Source organism: Desulfoluna sp. HI9BLuna, from assembly GCF_056829775.1.
Map to the genome: position 1 here is coordinate 982375 of NZ_CP186555.1, position 17401 is coordinate 999775.

Annotated in this window: 10 protein-coding genes; 5 read left to right on the plus strand and 5 right to left on the minus strand. The window is 60.9% G+C overall.

Annotation, left to right across the window (positions count from 1 at the left end; genetic code table 11):
• Positions 1–108: 108 nt before the first annotated feature.
• From ACOYW0_RS03875 to ACOYW0_RS03885, 3 genes are all read right to left on the minus strand, one after another.
• The gene (locus tag ACOYW0_RS03875; RefSeq protein WP_180146976.1) at positions 109–717 is read right to left on the minus strand and encodes a TetR/AcrR family transcriptional regulator; all 609 of its coding nucleotides are present in this window, start codon (positions 715–717) and stop codon (positions 109–111) included.
• A 736-nt stretch (positions 718–1453) separates the two neighbouring features.
• Positions 1454–3625 carry a response regulator gene (locus ACOYW0_RS03880; RefSeq protein ID WP_482417254.1) on the minus strand — a complete coding sequence of 724 codons (2172 nt, stop codon included), beginning with the start codon at positions 3623–3625 and terminating at the stop codon, positions 1454–1456.
• Positions 3626–3767: 142 nt separating this feature from the next.
• Positions 3768–4649, minus strand: a complete 882-nt coding sequence (locus ACOYW0_RS03885; RefSeq protein WP_482417255.1) for a DMT family transporter — start codon at positions 4647–4649, stop codon at positions 3768–3770.
• A gap of 400 nt (positions 4650–5049) precedes the next feature.
• Between ACOYW0_RS03885 and ACOYW0_RS03890 the strand changes: the two genes are divergently transcribed.
• The 5 genes from ACOYW0_RS03890 (at position 5050) to ACOYW0_RS03910 (ending at position 11232) form a co-directional block, all read left to right on the plus strand.
• On the plus strand, positions 5050–6234 hold the full coding sequence (locus ACOYW0_RS03890) for an RtcB family protein (RefSeq protein ID WP_482417256.1): 1185 nt from the start codon (positions 5050–5052) through the stop codon (positions 6232–6234).
• Positions 6235–6589: 355 nt separating this feature from the next.
• The gene (locus tag ACOYW0_RS03895; protein WP_482417257.1) at positions 6590–7426 is read left to right on the plus strand and encodes a glucosaminidase domain-containing protein; all 837 of its coding nucleotides are present in this window, start codon (positions 6590–6592) and stop codon (positions 7424–7426) included.
• A gap of 173 nt (positions 7427–7599) precedes the next feature.
• A complete protein-coding gene (gene argJ, locus ACOYW0_RS03900) occupies positions 7600–8766 on the plus strand; it encodes a bifunctional glutamate N-acetyltransferase/amino-acid acetyltransferase ArgJ (RefSeq protein WP_482417258.1) in 1167 nt (388 codons plus the stop codon).
• Positions 8767–8785: 19 nt separating this feature from the next.
• Positions 8786–9157, plus strand: a complete 372-nt coding sequence (locus ACOYW0_RS03905) for a hypothetical protein (RefSeq protein WP_180146961.1) — start codon at positions 8786–8788, stop codon at positions 9155–9157.
• Positions 9158–9414: 257 nt separating this feature from the next.
• Positions 9415–11232 carry a YgiQ family radical SAM protein gene (locus ACOYW0_RS03910; protein ID WP_482417259.1) on the plus strand — a complete coding sequence of 606 codons (1818 nt, stop codon included), beginning with the start codon at positions 9415–9417 and terminating at the stop codon, positions 11230–11232.
• An 87-nt stretch (positions 11233–11319) separates the two neighbouring features.
• On the opposite strand, the gene ACOYW0_RS03915 is transcribed toward ACOYW0_RS03910, so the two are convergent.
• Together ACOYW0_RS03915 and ACOYW0_RS03920 are read right to left on the minus strand one after the other, a co-directional pair.
• A complete protein-coding gene (locus tag ACOYW0_RS03915; RefSeq protein ID WP_482417260.1) occupies positions 11320–14280 on the minus strand; it encodes an ATP-binding protein in 2961 nt (986 codons plus the stop codon).
• Positions 14281–14294: 14 nt separating this feature from the next.
• A complete protein-coding gene (locus ACOYW0_RS03920) occupies positions 14295–17363 on the minus strand; it encodes an ATP-binding protein (RefSeq protein WP_482417261.1) in 3069 nt (1022 codons plus the stop codon).
• Positions 17364–17401: the final 38 nt, after the last annotated feature.

A 17401-nucleotide genomic window follows, 5' to 3' on the forward strand; every position in this document is an offset into this window, starting at 1 on the left:
CCGCCCTTATTCGGGCGGCATGGCCGGCTTTGCTTCATACAAAAAGCACGTGGTGACTCACTTGCCGAGGCCAGGGCCTCGGCATGACTCTCCACCTGAGACGGAGCATCAGATGGATTCCAGGGACGCCCCTTCGCGCATGATGAGGAGAGCCAGCTTGTGCATGTACTCGCGACGCTCGGACTCGTTCCTGCCCGGGTAGTTGCGAAAGGTCATGACAATGCCTGCAAGGGAGGCGAAGAAGGCCTGGCTGTGGAAGCGCAGGGGGGTCTCGCCGTCGGACTTTTTGACCACCTCGTCGAACATCTTGGTAAAGTAGAGGAGTACCGCGTTGAACTTCTTCAGGGCACGGGGGTTTTCCTCTCCGCGCATGAGGAAATGGCACATCATCTGAAAGGTCGCTTCGTTGTCGATCATATAATCCACAACGGCCACGGCAAGGGATTCAATGGTTCCACCTGCCTTGAGACGGGTCTCCAGGAGCTGCTCGATCTTGTTGATGTCCCGGATCAGGGCCTCCACAAACAGGTCGTCGCGGCTGGGGAAATAGCGGTAAATGGATGCCGCGGAAACACCGGCTTCGCTGGCAATGTCCCTCATGCCGATCTCGTGGAAATTCTTGGTTTCGAACAGCTTCATGGCGGCTGAAATGATCAGCCCCTTTCGCACTTCTCGTTCGTTCTCTCTGAGACGCATGAACGTGGACTTGTCTGTCATTTTATATACCCTCCAAACTTCTCGGTACCGCCCGCTGGGCCGGGTACTCGTATTTTTTTAAGCAATGGCATGCCGCATCAGAAACATCGTTTTACTTCACAGGATATGACCGCCTTCCCGGAGGGGCCGTTTTCACCGATGTGCATCCCAAAGGTGGCGCAACCTTTGAGACTCCTTGAGGTAACTTGATCTGGACGACACAAAACAAAATTTACTTTAACAAATTTCGATATATACTACTGTTCATTTGGCATTGCAACACCTTCTCCCTTTTTTTATACGATCGGTATACTTCCTGGAGTAAAGGGAAGAACCGCCTTTTTCCATCCCGCTGTTTTTCAGGTGTGTTTTCATCATGTTGCCACATCAAGACCGGCTCATCACGGAAGAGGAGAAAAACCCGTCAAACGGATTTTCCCTTAAGGGGAAGGGTCGGTGCCTGGCAAAAACAGCACTGTGCAGGCCTTTCGCACCGCCAGCAAGGGACTCACAACACAATGCCCGCACATGGACCGCCGGCATCAGCCACAAGCCGCCGGGATGGCACGGCTTTTTACCTTGAGGCAACGCCAACGGTCATGAAAAGTGTATCAGATCACGGGCCCGCCATCAAACATTCAACCGGAAACCCGTTCATCGAGATACACTTATCACACACAAAACATCGTTCAATACCAAAAATAAAAAAAAGGAAACTATTCAACTGAAAAAGCCACCGGCGGCCCTGCCCCGCGCTTCAGGGCACGGGGTAGGCAACGTCGGCCATAAACCGGTTGATAACCTCCCGCAAGGCGTTGATGGAGATGGGCTTGGAGATGTAATCGTTCATGCCCGCCTCCAGGCACCTGTCGCTGTCCTCTTTCATGGCGTGGGCTGTCATGGCCACCACAGGTACCCGGGGGTTGCTGACCCCGGTTGCCGGATCCCGGATCAGGCGTGTGGCGGCAAGGCCGTCCATTTCAGGCATCTGCACGTCCATGAGCACCAGCTCGTAGCTTTTAACCTTCAGCAGCTCCACGGCATCGGCCCCGTTTTCCGCCACATCGGCTTTGAGCCCGAGCTTGGAGAGAAACTTCTGGGCCACGAGGCGGTTGGTGGGGTTGTCCTCCACCACGAGAATGGGGTTGTCCGGGGCCTGTCCGTCCTCTGCATCTGCGGCCCCTTCGCCCCCAGGGCCCTGCCCGGCTTTTCCCGGGGATGCCGACTCCATGGCCACGGCAAGGCCGTCCAGGAGCCCCTTGACCTTCACCGGCTTGGCCACCATGGCGTGATAACCGTCGCCATCGGCCCCGTCGGTCTCCGGCGCCTTGCCCCTCTGGGTCAGAAGCAACAGGGGAATGGCGTCTCCGCAACGTTCTTTCACCCGGCGGGCCAATTCCCCGGGCTTCATGATGGAAAGCTCGCAATCGATAATGACCAGGCTCACCGCCCGCACAGCACCGCCTGCCCGTAAAATTTCCAGGGCATGGTAGCCGTTGAGGGCCTCTTCACACCGAAGCTCCGCCGACTCAAGCAGGTTGCGAACCGACTTGCGGGTGGGGAGGCTCTCGGCCACCACAAGGTATTTGCCCTGCCGAACCCTCTCGGGCACGGAATGGGGCCGGGCTCCTGCCTGGCCACGGGAAAACACGGCGGTGAACCAGAAAAGGGCGCCCCCGCCTTCGCGCCTTTTGGCGCCGATTTCTCCGCCCATCATCTCCACGATCTGCTTGCAGATGGAGAGCCCGAGCCCCGTGCCCCCGTACTTGCGGGTGACGGAGACATCCTGCTGGGCAAAGGGAGTAAACAGCTCTTCCACCTCCTCTTCGCAGATCCCGATGCCGGTATCCGACACCTCGAATTTCAGCACCACCTGGTCCGCGCCTAAGCTCACCGGTGAAATGGAAAGCCCTACCTCCCCTTTTCCCGTAAACTTCACGGCATTGTCCATGAGATTGGTCAGGACCTGCTTCAGGCGAACCGGGTCACCGGCCAAAAGCGAGGGAACCTCCTCGCCCACAGACCCGTGGAGCGCCACATGCTTTTTGGCGGCCCGCACGGTGATGAGGTCCATCACGTCCTCCACCGCGCTTCGCAGGTCAAAGGAGATCTTCTCCAGATCGAGCTTGCCCGCTTCCACCTTGGAGTAATCCAGAATGGCATTGATGATGGTGACAAGGGAGGTGGCGCTGCTGCGGATGATGTTGACGTACTCCAGCTGCTCGGCCCCGAGGCGGGTGCCCAGGAGCAGCTCGGTCATGCCCACCACCCCGTTCATGGGGGTACGGATCTCATGGCTCATGTTGGCAAGGAAGGCGCTCTTGGCCCGGTTGGCCGACTCAGCCCGTTCGGCAAAGAACTTCAGCCGCTCCACGGCCTGGCGCAGTTCCAGGGTACGTTCCCGGACCTTTTCGTCCACCTCTTCGCACAGGGCCCGGTTTTCGCTGTCGAGAAAGCCCATGCAGAGGGCCTCTTCCATCCAGATCCCCAGGGACTCGGAGGCGTCGTCTCCCGAGCACGCCACCGAACGGACAAAGGGGCCCTTCGGGGCACTGCCGCCGGGGTCGTCCAGAAGGTAAAACAGGTGCACTGCGGCATGGGAGGGCACGTTTCGAAGGCATGCAGCCACCTCCTCGCTCCCCGGGGCCCCCTGCCGGGCCACCATGGCCACAAGGTTTCCACAGGTGGAGGATGCCGCTTCGGCCTCTTTGGGCGTGGTGCACCGATACAAGGTGGTGATCCGGTCCTCGAGCCCGCGGCCCCTCAGGGCATTTGTCACAAACGCCTCGGCCTCGGCATCAAGGTCGTAGAGCAGCAGGCTGCCCCTGCCCTCAACCGGAATCAGGGATGTGGATGGATCATTGGATTCACAGGCGCCGGATGACATGGAGGTGCTTCCCATAGAACCGCCTTTTGAAATTTGTTTCATGTGCCGCCGAATTTAACCCGCATATCAGGGCCGCGGCCACAATAAGAACCAATCGGTTTATGAATGGATTGTCGATTCATAACAGGTGCCGGACACACGTGTCAACAAGCCGAAATCACACAACTCAAGAGGCCCGGATGTCCTATGCGGCAGAAGGTCTCTGACTGAGAAACACCCCGGCAATCACCATGGCGCCTGCGCCGAACTGAATAGGCTTGAACACCTCCCCGAGCATCAGCCACCCGAAAAAAAGGGTCAGCACCGGGATCAGGTTGATGAACGCCGTGGCCTGGCCCGCAGGCATCCGGCCCATGGCAAAGCTGAAGCAGAAGTATGCCCCGAAGGTCACGAACACCCCGAGGTAGACAATGGTCCATACCGCCTCCATGGGAATGAAATCGGGGATGGGCACCTTGAGCCCCCAGATGAGCAGAGCAAAAAAGAGGGCCCCCACAACGGACTGGACAAAGGTGAGGAACAGCGCGGTGTAACGGCAGGAGAGCCGCTTGAGAATCAGGGTATACCCGGTGGCCGTTACCATGGCCAGAAACTCATAAAAGTTGCCCAGGGCGGGATTGGGCGCAGATTCCGTGGCCTCTCCGGTGAAGGTCAGCAGGCAAACCCCTGACAGGGCGACCACAAAGCCCGACGCGGTCCGCCACGTCATGGTTTCGTTGAAGATCATCCACGCCCCCACGGCCACCATCACCGGGAGCAGGGCCGTGACCATCCCCGCCTGGGAGGCGGAGGTGAGCATCAGGGCCTTGGCTTCAAAAACAAAATAGAGGCAGGGCTCGAAAAGCCCCAGGGCCAGAAGGTACACCCAGTCCCCTTTCCGATAGTCGGCGCGCCGGATCTGTCGGAAAAACAGCAGGGCACAGCAGGTGGCAACCGCCATGCGGCCGAAAATAACCAGATAGGGGTCGCAACTCCTGAACGCAATCTTCAAGGCCACAAACGACCCGGCCCAGAGCACGATGGCCCCGAGAAGCGTTGCCACGGCAAGCCCTCTTTCACCCTTCATAACCGTTCACCTTTCACCCCCATTGCAAGTCATCCCGGGGATGCGGGATATCCATCGTGTCAATCTCTGCGGGGAGGGCCGGGCAGTCCGTCTATCCACGGCATCGTCTCCCTGGGGCACCCCGTGCTGCATCGGGTGCGCATGGAGCTTTATCATCTTTTTATACAATTTGGAAACCACAAGGGATCCGCCCCCGCCTGCGCCCCCGGTTTTCACGTGCCCGCCCCCCCTGATAATGGTATAGTAGACCCAACGATAAAGGCCTGAACTCGGCTTCCTTCCACGGGGCTCCCGCCCCTCACGGCAGCCGGTGCGGCCTTTGTGCGGCCCCCGGGCCATGCATGGGCCAGTTTTTTTTAATAAGGTGCGCTTTTTTGCCGCCACCCGAGGAGTTATTGTTATGCCGTGGGACCAACCGTCCAATACAGCGCCCCTTCCCATCAAATCCTGGTGCACCGACCTTGAAGAGGACGCCCTGACCCAGGCCAGAAACCTGCAACGCCACCCCGCCCTGGTGGGACATATCGCCCTCATGCCCGACTGCCACCAGGGCTACGGCATGCCCATTGGCGGTGTTGTGGCGGCTGAAAATGCCATCATCCCCAACGCCGTGGGGGTGGACATCGGCTGCGGCATGGTGGCCATGCAAACGGACCTGGCCTGGGATACCCTCTCCCGAAACGAACTTCGCCAGCTCCTCACCCGGGTCAAGGAGAGGGTCCCCTTGGGGTTCTCCCGCCACAAAAAAGAGCAGCCCTGGGAAGGTTTTGCGCGGCATCGTCCCCGGTTCATCAAGGACGGAGCCTGGAAAACCGCCCGGGAGAGCCTGGGTACCCTGGGGGGAGGCAACCACTTTATTGAGGTCCAGAAAGGGGACGACGGCAGCCTCTGGCTCATGGTTCACACGGGCTCCCGCAACCTGGGAAAAACCATTGCAGACCACCATCACAGGCGTGCCCTTGCCTGGTGCAGGGAAAGCGGCATCCTCCTTCCCGACGACGACCTGGCCTTTTTTCCCACGGAGACCCCGGAGGGCCTTGCGTATATCGAAGACATGGGCCTGGCCCTGGCCTATGCCATGGAGAACCGGAAACGCATCATGACGGCCCTGGCCCACGCCCTGGAGACCCAGTTCCCCTTCAGCGAAAAACGGCTGGTGAACATCCACCACAACTACGCCGCCCCGGAAACCCACCAGGGCAAAAAGGTGTGGGTCCACCGAAAAGGCGCCACCTCCGCGGGCAAAGGGGAGGCAGGCATCATCCCCGGGTCCATGGGCACCGCTTCGTACATCGTGGAAGGCCTCGGCAACCCGGCAAGCTTCCGCTCCTGCTCCCATGGCGCCGGACGGGTCATGGGCCGCAACCAGGCGTCCCGCATCCTCGATGCCGAACGCTGCAATGCCGCCATGGGGGACGTGGTGTTCGACCGCTGGCACACCATCCGCCGCGGCAAGCTCAAAGGGCGCCCCGACCTCGGGGAAGCGCCCCAGGCCTACAAGGCCATCGACTCTGTCATGGCCGCCCAGGCAGACCTGACACGTCCTGTGGTCCGTCTCTTTCCCCTGGGCGTCGTCAAGGGATAGAACCCAACTCACCGCCTCCAGCCCTGTCGCCGGGGACACCCCGGCATCCGCCACCTGAAACGCCTCACCGCACACAAACCCGCGGTTGGTTTTTTCACGCAGACGCGTTGCAGCCCCTTCCGGTTTAAAAGGCCCTCAACCTCCACCGGGTTCCCGCCGATAAAAAATATCGGCGCTCGGGGTTGACAAACGGTATACGCCCTTTTAATTTGCGCCTTTCCAGACAGATACACCAGAATCAGGCATACACACCGACCGGAGCGACGGCGCACCGGCCGGATTAACATCACCCGCAAACAGGCACGGTCCCCTTTGCTTATCGGTACTTATCCAAAGGGCACCCGGGACAGCGATCATGGAAAAAAAACGAGAAACCCCCTTTTCCGCAGGCGACCACAACAGGGCCCCCTGGGCCGGATTAACGTTTCTGGTGGCCCTTGCAGCCCTTTTTGTCGTCTTTTATCCCGAGCACATGGAGCCGAAAACGCCCCCTGTCCAGCCCCTGCCCCGAATCACGCCCCCGGTGGCACACACGGCCCCGGCCCTGCCCGATTTCGGTGCCATCCCCGTTGTGGCTGAAAAAAAAGAGGCTTTCTTCTCCTACATGCGGCCCATCGTCATTGCGGAGAACAACGCCATCCTCACCCTGCGCCGCCAGCTCATCCTTCTCCACGAAGCCGAGGTCCTGGGGCCTGAGGAGAGCACCTGGCTCAGCGAGCTGGCCACCCTCTACAGGCTCTCTCCCTTTTCGGCCCAAACCCCCGAGGACCGGGAGTCCCTGCTCACCCGCGTGGACATCATCCCCCTCTCCCTGGCCCTGGCCCAGGCCGCCAACGAGTCTGCCTGGGGCACCTCCCGTTTTGCCCGTGAAGGCAACAACCTCTTCGGCCAGTGGGTCTTCGGCAAAGGCAAAGGCATGGTCCCCAAAAACCGGACCGAGGGCGCCAGCCACGAGGTGGCCCGATTCGATACCGTGGCCGAGTCCGTACGAAGCTACCTCCACAACCTCAACACCCTCTGGGCCTACAAACCCTTACGTGATATCCGCAGGGAGCAAAGGTCCATGGGGGTGGAACCGGACGGAGAGTCCCTTGCGGCGGGCCTTGTACGCTATTCCAGCCGGGGTGAGGCGTACATCCGGGAGATACAGCAACTTATACGCACAAACAACTCTCTCTTGAGCAAAAGGTAGACACACGAAGAAGATTTACCGTTGAAACCTTTGTTCAACCTCCAGACATTTCATTTCATTCATCAATCACGCGACACAGGCCACTTTTGCGTCAAAATGTTTATTTCAGTTATTGTGGCAAACTGTGTTTTATACTATGAGATAAATCAACCACCCAGATCAGGAGCATGATCATGAAGTTCCATACCCCATCTGTCATGGCAAAGGGGTTTCGCTGCGCCAGCATGAACTGCGGAATCAAGGAAGAGGGAAAGGACCTCTCCCTGTTTCTTTCCGACGTCACCGCCAACGCCGCAGGCGTCTTTACCCGCAACCTCTTTCCCGGGGCCCCCGTTGTGCTGGGCCGTGAGATCATCCGCAACGGAAAGCTCCGTGCCGTGGTGGTCAACAGCAGGGTCAGCAATGTCGGCACCGGCGAGGAAGGCATCGAAAACGCCCGCCGCATGGCCCGTGCCACAGCACACGCCTTTGATATCCCCGAGCAGGAAGTGATCATGAGCTCCACCGGCGTCATCGGGCGCCAGCTCCCCATCGAAAAAATCGAAGCAGGCCTCACCAAAATCGGAGAGGGCCTGACCACAGACCCCCTGGTGGGGGCCGAAGGGATCATGACCACGGATACCTATGCCAAGGCCATCTCCCTTGAGGTGGAGGGCGCCACCCTCACCATCATCGCCAAGGGTTCCGGCATGATCGAGCCCAACATGGCCACCATGCTGGTGTACATTCTCACCGATGCGGAGATCCCGGTCCCTGCCCTGGACCGCATGCTCCGCGAGGCCGTCAAAGACTCCTTCAACATGCTCTCGGTGGACTCGGACACCAGCACCTCGGACACCTGCCTGGCTCTGGCCAACGGACTGGCCGGGCCCGTGGACCACACCCTGTTTGCAGAGGCCCTGAAGGCCGCCTGCGTCGAAATGACCAAACTCCTGGCCCGGGACGGCGAAGGGGCCACCAAGCTCCTTACCGCAACCGTCACCGGGGCCGTCAACGATACCGAAGCCCGGTTCATTGCCAAAGCCCTGATCAACTCCCCCCTGATCAAAACCATGGCCTACGGCGCCGACCCCAACATCGGCCGTATCCTCATGGCTGTGGGCAAGTGCACCCACTGCACGGTTGCACCGGAAAAGCTCTCCATCACCATCAACGGCACCCTGGTCTACGCGGACCATGCCCGCGTGGACTTCGACGAAGCCAAGGTCCGCAGCCTTCTTTCGGGCGAGCATGTCGCCATCGTTGTCTCCCTTTCCACGGGAGATGCCTCGGCCACCGCCTACGGCTGCGACCTCACCGAAAAGTATATTGAAGAGAATGCAGCCTACTATTCATCATGACAAGGGGAGACGTGAAGCGATGCATGAAATCAGAGTGGATCTCGAGAAAAACCGGCTCTATTTCACCCTGGGACGGATCAATCAGGCGGATGAACTTGCCGAGATTGTCCACAAAATGCAACGGGCGGTACACCAATTGTCCCGGGGATTTACCTGCATCACAGACCTTCGGCACTACATGCTGGCAGACGGTCTCTCCGAGAACTTCATGCGCCACTGCCAGGAGGCCCTCTGGGACTCGGCCATCGGCCGGGTGGTTCGCGTCAAGGCCGCGGAGCGGACAACGCCCCACTTCCCCCATGAGCACCAGAGCCTGGTCTGGCCGGCTTACAGTGTGACCTCGGCCTTAAGCCTGGAAGAGGCCGAGACCATGCTGGACCACTCCGTCTGATTTTTTCCAAAAGCACGTCGCCCTGCCTCCGGCAGGGCCCCCGTCACACCCCGGCACACCCCGGCAGGCTCCGTTAGGCCTGCCGGGACCGCCCCCTCCTTTTTGCCCCCCTTCCCTTCCTGTTCCGTCCTGTCATTGTGCTGATGCCTGTGATAAGGTAGCTCTCTTTTTCGCCTTGATTAATAAGGCACGGCACCACAACACACGCGACCCAAGCCAAGGGCTTCGGTCTGAGAACAAGACGAAGGATGGACCCCATGAACACACCCCACCGTTTTTTACCCGCCACCCGCAAGGAGATGGACGACCTGGGCTGGGAACGCCCCGATGTCATCCTGGTGACCGGAGACAGCTACGTCGACGCACCGGCCATCGGTGCGGCCGTGGTGGGCAGGGTCCTGGAACGGGCCGGATTCAAGGTGGCCATCATCGCCCAGCCGGACATCCAGAGCGACCGGGACATCACCCGCCTGGGAGAACCGGCCCTCTTCTGGGGGGTCACCGGCGGTTCCTTGGACTCCATGGTGGCCAACTACACAGCCTCGGGCAAAAAGCGCAAGCGCTGCGACTACACCCCGGGGGGTGAAAACATCCGCAGGCCCGACCGTGCCGTCATCGCCTACACCAACCTCATCCGCCGCCATCACAAGGGGAGCCCGGTTCCCATTGTCTTAGGGGGCATTGAGGCAAGCCTTCGACGGGTCCCCCACTACGACGCCTGGCAGAACCGCATCCGCGGCTCCATCCTCTTTGATTCCAAGGCAGACTACCTGCTCTACGGCATGGGGGAACGCAGCGTGGTGGAGCTGGCCCGCGCCCTGGCCTCCGGGGACTCCCCCCATGACATTGCCGGCCTCTGCCGAAAATCTGACACCCCCGTGCCCGGTTACCTGGAGCTCCCCCCTCTTGAAGAGGTCAAAAAGGACAAAGGGGCCTTTGCCCGCATGTTTACGGCCTTCAAGGCCAACGCCGATGCCATCACGGCCCGGGGCCTCATCCAGAAACACGACACCCGCTACCTGGTACAGAACCCGCCCCAGCCTCCCCTTTCCGAAGGGGAACTGGACGACGTCAACGAGCTTCCCTTCACCCGGGAGCTCCACCCTCTGTGCAGCAGCATGGGCGAGGTGCGGGCCATGGAGACCATCCGGTTTTCCATCGCCACCCACAGGGGCTGCTACGGGGATTGTAACTTCTGCGCCATTGCCCTCCACCAGGGCCGCACGGTCTCCAGCCGCAGCGAGGACTCCATCCTGAGGGAAACAAAAACCCTCACCACCCTGCCCGGCTTCAAGGGGTATATCCTCGATGCAGGGGGCCCCACGGGCAACATGTACGGGTTTGAATGCGAGAAAAAGCTGAAGAAAGGGGCGTGCAGCGACCGGCGGTGCCTCTACCCGTCCGTCTGTCCCGCCCTGAAACCGGACCACTCCCGGCTCATCTCCCTGCTTAAGAAGATGCAGCGGGTGCCCGGCATCAAGAAGGTCTTCTCCGCCTCGGGGATCCGGCCGGACCTGGTTCTGGCCGACAAGAAAAAGGGAGACCTCTACCTCAAAGAGGTGGTGGCCCACCACACCTCGGGCCAGCTGAAGATCGCACCGGAGCACACCAGCGACAAGGTCCTCTCCCTCATGGGCAAGCCCCAGACCGAGCTGATCCGGTTTCGGAACCGCTTTCTGGAACTCACCGAACAGGCGGGCATGCCCCAGTTTCTCACCTACTACTTCATGGCGGCCCACCCGGGCTGCGGCCAGAAAGAGATGGAAGAGCTGGCCCGATTCTGCCGCACCGAGCTGCACACGCGCCCCGAACAGGCCCAGATCTTCACCCCCACCCCGTCCACCCTCTCCACCCTCATGTACGTGACGGAAAAGGATCCTGAGACCGGAAAACCTGTTTTTGTGGAAAAACAAAAGGAGGCCAAGGAGCGCCAGAAAGCCGCTCTCAAAGGCACGGGACAGGGACACGGACGGGACAAAGGCAGAAAGCCGGCAGGGGACAGAAAAAAACACGCCCCGGGCCCCGGACGAAAGCCCGGCATGCACAAGGGCGCGCCACGGAAAAGAAACCGTTAAAGCGGAACGATTCGACTCAAACAAGCCTCCGGCGACCTTGCCGGAGGCTTTCTTTTTGGACCGGTGTTGGCCATAGTAAGGCCAGCTTCAGGAAGTGACCCGGTCCAGGACCTCGGCCAGCTCTTTCAGGGTAAAGGGCTTGAGCAGGATCTCGGCCCCCTCCACATGACCAAGGGAACTCCGTGTCGTGGACTCGGGCCGCCCGGAGGTCACCACCAGGGGCATCTCCGGGGCATGGCTCCGCACGGAGCGCACCATGTCCACACCGCCCACGCCTGCCGTGAACAGATCCATCACCACGGCCTCGTATTTCTCAGGAGACCCTGCAAACACCTCCAGGGCCTTCTGCCCGTCTGTAAAGGCTTCCACCTCATAGCCCAGCCTGCCCAGAACCTCCCGGGCCAGGTCAATGAGAATCTCCTCCTCATCCAGCAACAGCACCGTGCCCTTGGCCTCATCCGTGGCCCGAGCCCCTTTCGCTCCGTCGGACCCGAGGGGAGTGATGGGCAGGTAGACATGGAAGGTGGCCCCTTTTCCCCGCTCGCTCTCCAGGCTCACGGCACCGCCGTGATTCAGGACAATCCCGTGCACCACGGCCAGCCCCATGCCCGTTCCCTTGCCCACCTCCTTGGTGGTGTAGTAGGGCTCGAAAATCCGCGAGGCGATCTCCGGGTCCACCCCGTGGCCTGTGTCCGAAACACTTAAGCGCACATAGGGCCCTTCCGGCAGGTGCAGGGCCAGCGAGAGGCTCTCCTCCACCGTCACCTCCTCGGCGTGGACCCAGATGGTGCCTCCCCCTTCGCCGATGGCGTGAAAGGCGTTGGTGGCCAGGTTGATGATGATCTGATGGATCTGCACGGCGTCGGCCACCACCCGCAGCTTGCCCTCCCCTGCCGTAAACCGGACGTCGATGGTGGAGGGCAGGGAAGCGCTGAGAAAGCCCACCGTCTCCTTAAGGTGCTCCCGAAGGTAGCAGGGCTCCCGTTTCTGCTTGTTCCTCCGGCTGAAGGCAAGGATCTGGGCCACCAGGTCCCGGGCCCTCTGGCCCGCCTTCTCGATCTGCATGATCTTTTCCCGGGCCTTGACGTTCTCTTCGGAGATGTACATGAGTGCCAGGCGCGTGTAGCCCATCACCGCCATGAGGATGCTGTTGAAGTCATGGGCGATCCCCCCTGCCAGCACCCCGATGGACTCCATCTTCTGGGCCTGCCGCAGCTTGCGCTGAAGGGCTTCGCGCTCCCGCTCCAGGTGACGGCGCTCCGTGATGTCCCGGGAGACCAGCAGGATCTCCCTCGCCTTGCCCTCCCCGTCCCGGAGAAAACGGGCCGACAGCTCGCTCCACACCGGGGAGCCGTCCTTTCTGGTGAGCTCGGTTTCAAAAATAAAGGCATTGCGGGAATGACCGCCCCGCACAGAAATGGCATGGCTCAGGACCGAGCGAATCTCCCGCTCCGACTCGTCGGAGAGCACCACATCCACCCCCTGCCCGATGAGCTCTTCCCCTTCATACCCCAGGTGCTTGACCACCGAAGGGCTCAGGTAGGTAAACTCCAGGGGATCGATGCTCAGGATGCCGATGGTCTCCATGACGTTGTCCGCCAGGAGCCGGGAGCGCTTCTCGCTCTGCTCCGCCTCCTCCTGGGTCCGTTTTCTCTCGGCGGCCTCCTCCACCAGGGCCCCGGTATGCCGGGAAAGCTCCTCCTGGAGGCGGCTCAGGTTCTGGTAGACCGTGGAGTTGTACAAGGCGATGGAGACAAACTCCTTGATGCGGCTGACAAAACGCTCCTCCCCGAGGGTCAGACCCAGCCGCGCCGATTTCTGGGGGAAGAGAACCAGCCCCAGAAGCTCCCCGTACCGGGAGAGAGAGACGATGTACCCGCACCCGCACTGGTCCAGAAGGGCCACCACCTCCCGGCGGACCTCCGGGTTTCCGGCGCGCCGCTCCACCTCCCGCCGGTCCAGCGGGACCTGAAGCAGCGAAAGCCAGCGATGGGTGGCCTCGGACAGCTCCAGGGCCCTGCCCGTATCCTCCTCCAGAAACCCCTCCCCTTTCCGGGTGAAAAAGACCATGCCCCGGATGCGCAGGGTCTCCCCCACGGTCCGGCGGAACTCGTTGATCATCTCGTCGGTGCGACGTAACAAAAGGATGTTCTCGGAGAAATGGGACTCCACCTTTTTCAGGTCAAACCGCTGCAGCCCCTGGATCCCGTGGATCACGGGCAACATCACCAAAAGGGCCCGGTAGTTGAGATAAAACCAGCAGAGGAGAAAGAAAAAAAGGCTCAAGGGATCGATGGAAGAGAAGTAGGGGTGGATCAGGTAAAGCAGGCCCAGGTTCGGGGCCAGAAACACCACCGCAGCCACGCCGCCTGCCAGCAGAAACCGGACCACGGCGCAAAGATTCGGCAGACGATCCCGAAACACGGCGCAGGCAAGGGTCGCCATGGGGAAAAAGAGCCAGTTCCCGGGGGCGTAAAGCGAAAACCCGGACAAGGGGACCAGGTTCAGGACAAAAAGCACCACCGCGCACACCACGGAGCCCACGGCAAGCCGGAGACTCCGTCGCTCCTCCACGGAGTACACCCACCCCATGCGGCCGCTGCTGAGCCGGACCAGGTACCCGGCGGTCAAGCCGCACACCAGCAGGTGAAGGCAAAAAAGCGGTCCGGTGTCCGCCACCACCCCCCAGGGATACCGATGCACCCCCTGGACATACCAGGGGGTCAGGCTCGCCCCCGACACCACCAGGGTCAGCGTCAGGCCGATGCGCTCCATCCTCTCGTTCCTGAGATCGAGCCAATTGTAGAAAAAATAGAGATGGGCCAGGGAGACCCAGGCCAGGAGCAGGTAGTGCAACCGCTCCGCCACCACGGACAAAGTCACCGATACCAAGGGCTGGACAATAAAAAACAACGCATCCAGGGACCAGAGCAGACAGATAAAGGGAAAAAACGGGTTTTCCACCCGGAACCGTCCCTTGAACCTGGAGGCAACCGCCAGGAAAAGGCCGCAAAACACCGTCATGACTGCCGGTACATAGAATATCAATTGCGCATCTCTCATCATCGTCCTGTCTGTTGCAATGCCGACTCCGGCACCGTTCCTGCCTGAAAATACTCAGACGACTCCCTGTCCGTGGGCCCCCGCCCTGCTGCCTGCTGGCCGGCGCGGACCGCGTGAATGGCCTCTGCAAGCTCCTTCATGGGCACCGGCTTGAACATCACCGCCGACACCCCCATCTCCTCGTGGCGCCTGCCCACCAGCTCGTTGCTGAACCCGGTGCAGAGAATCACCGGCACACCGGCATTGAGGGCCCGCACGCTTTCGGCCAGCTTCAGCCCGGACATCCGGGGCATGGTCATGTCCGTCACCACCACGTCAAAACCCATGGGATCCTCTGTAAAACGGTCCAGGGCCTCCACCGGGTCCTCCAGGGCCACCACGTCAAAGCCCATGCGGACCAGGGCTTCATCGGCCAGGGCCACCAGCATGGACTCATCGTCCACAAACAGCACCCGTCCCCTGCACACATCCCCCGGGTCCCCGCTGAGAAGGGCCACGTCGGTCCCCCCTTCGGCCCTGGGAAGGTAGACATCCACGGTGGTCCCGCGCCCTTTGCCGGAGTCCACCACCACGGCCCCGTTGTGGCTCAGGATGATGCCCTGGACGACAGCCAGCCCCATGCCCGTGCCCTTGTCCGGCTCCTTGGTGGTGAAATAGGGTTCGAAAATCCGGGCCCGCACTTCGTCATCCATGCCGCCCCCGGGGTCCGAGACACGCAGAAGCACGAAGGCTCCGGGTTCCAGCCCGTAACGCCGCGCCTCCCCCGCATCCAGGGAGGTCTGGCTCACCGACACGCGGATCGCCCCGGCCGCCTCTTCCATGGCATGGGAGGCGTTGGTAAACAGATTGACCACGATCTGGTGGATCTGCACGGGGTCGGCCACCACCATCATGGACGTATCCGGGAAATCGGCTTCGATGGAGACCCCTTCAGGAACCACGGGCCGCATGAGGGAAAGGGACTCCCGGGTGATCTCCACCAGGTCCACGGCCTTGCGGGCCTGTTCGTCCTGACGGCTGAAGGCCAGGATCTGGGAGACCAGCTCCTTGGCCCGGACCCCCGCTGTTTCGATCTGTGCCACCACCTCCGGGGCCTTTCCGTCTGCTTCCCCAAGGTACATGCCCCCAAGCTGGGCGTACCCCAAAATGGCCATGAGGATGTTGTTGAAGTCGTGGGCAATGCCCCCGGCCAGCACCCCGATGGACTCCATCTTCTGGGCCTGCCGGAGCTTCTGGCTCAGCTCCTCTTTCTCCATCTCCGCCACCCGGCGCTCGGAGATGTCCCGGGCCAGGCCCACCACCTCCATGCGCCCGTTTCCGGCGGCGATAAAGTGGCCGGACACCTCCAGCCAGGCAAGCTCCCCGTCCTTTCGACGGTGCTCAAGCTCCACCAGAAAAGCCGCCCCCTCCTCCGGGGGAGGAAGCACCCGGGCCAGCTCCCGGCCGGAACTTTTGGTCAGAAAATCCCTGAAACGCGCCCCCACGATCTCTTTGGGGGTATACCCGCTGATTTTAAGGCAGGAGGGGCTGGCGTACTGAATGGTTTCCCGCTCCACCTCCACCACCACCAGGGTGTCGAGAATGTTGTCGGACAAGAGCCTGTAGTGCTTCTCGCTTCGGCGGAGGCTCTCCTCGGCTCTACGGCGCTCAAGGATCTCCCGGGACAGCTCCCGGCGCCTGAGCTCCAGCTGGTCCTTCACCGAGGTGACGGCCTGGTATACCCGGGAGTTGTACAGGGCAATGGAGAGGTACCGGCTCACCTTCTCCAGGAACTCGATCTCCACCGGGGTCACGGGCACGCCCCCCTGCTTGTCGGAAAACACCACCAGCCCGATGAGCTGATCGTACTGGACCAGGGGCACCGTGCACATCCCGTTGCAGGCCTGGAACAACGCCTCCACATCGGCGCGCACCCCTTCGTCGGACATAAGGATCTCGTTGTTCAGGAAGTAGTGGTCGATGAGGCAGTCCTCGGCCACAAGAAAGGCCGTGGTGGCCTCATCCAGAAAGATCTCCTCCCCGTCCATGTCCATGAGCCGCCCCGGATCTTCCACGGGGGCAAAGAAAAAACGGATGGACCGGAACCGAAGGGTGGACCGCACCAGCTCCCCGAACTCATCCACCAGGCTCCGGGTATCACGCAGTATCAGGAGGTCACGGGCAAATTTACTCTCCACGGTCTTCAGGTGATGCCTGTAGCGATTGAACCGCCGACTCACCTTGGGGTGCAGCCTTGTAACCGCCAGATGGTTGGCCGCATACCAGCCGAGCAACAGTGGGGCCAGGGGAACCATTTCACCGCCGTACAGCAACGGTTTGATCAACGAAAAAATGAATAGGTTGGGAAGGAGAAACACCAGAGCATAGGCCATCCTGTAAAAAAGGAACCGGGCCACGCTGAAGATATCCTGGATGCGATGGCGGAGCACCCCGTATGCCATCACCCCCATGGGCACGAACATGAAATTGGAGGCGGGGTACGTGGGGCTGCCGGTAAAGGAGAAGGCGGTCACCAGGATCAGGCTCGGCCCCCCCACAAGGGCGGCAAACAGGTAGTGCTGCTTTCGGCGCGTATCAAGATCCTGCCGTCCCTTCATCACCGACACGATGCAAAAGAGGGTGTACCCGAAGGAGATCACGCCATAGGCCACATACACAGGGAACAGGGGGCCGGCCTTGCCGATGACGCCCCAGGGATGGGTATGAAGCCCGGAAAGAAACCACGGCCCGAGGCAGGCTCCGGCCATGAGAAGGCTGAGCGCACACACCCCGTACTCCAGCCGGGGTTTGCGCACCTTGAGAATGCGATGGAAAAAAAGGACCCCCACATAGGGCATGAGGGCATAGGCCATGAGGACACACCTCTCCATAAAGAGCAGCATCCCGGTGTCCGAAACGACGTGCTGGAGGAGATATTGAATCGGCCTTACAGACGCCAGCAGAAACAAGATGGTAAAAAGAACGGTCTCCTTCTTTAACCGGCTCCTGAACAGTGAAAACAAAGAGAGACACACCCCAAAATAGACAGACAACAGGGGCGGTATCAGCCTCACATCAAACTGATCCATCTGCATCCCTCCTTCTGCGGCATGACCGACGCGGACCT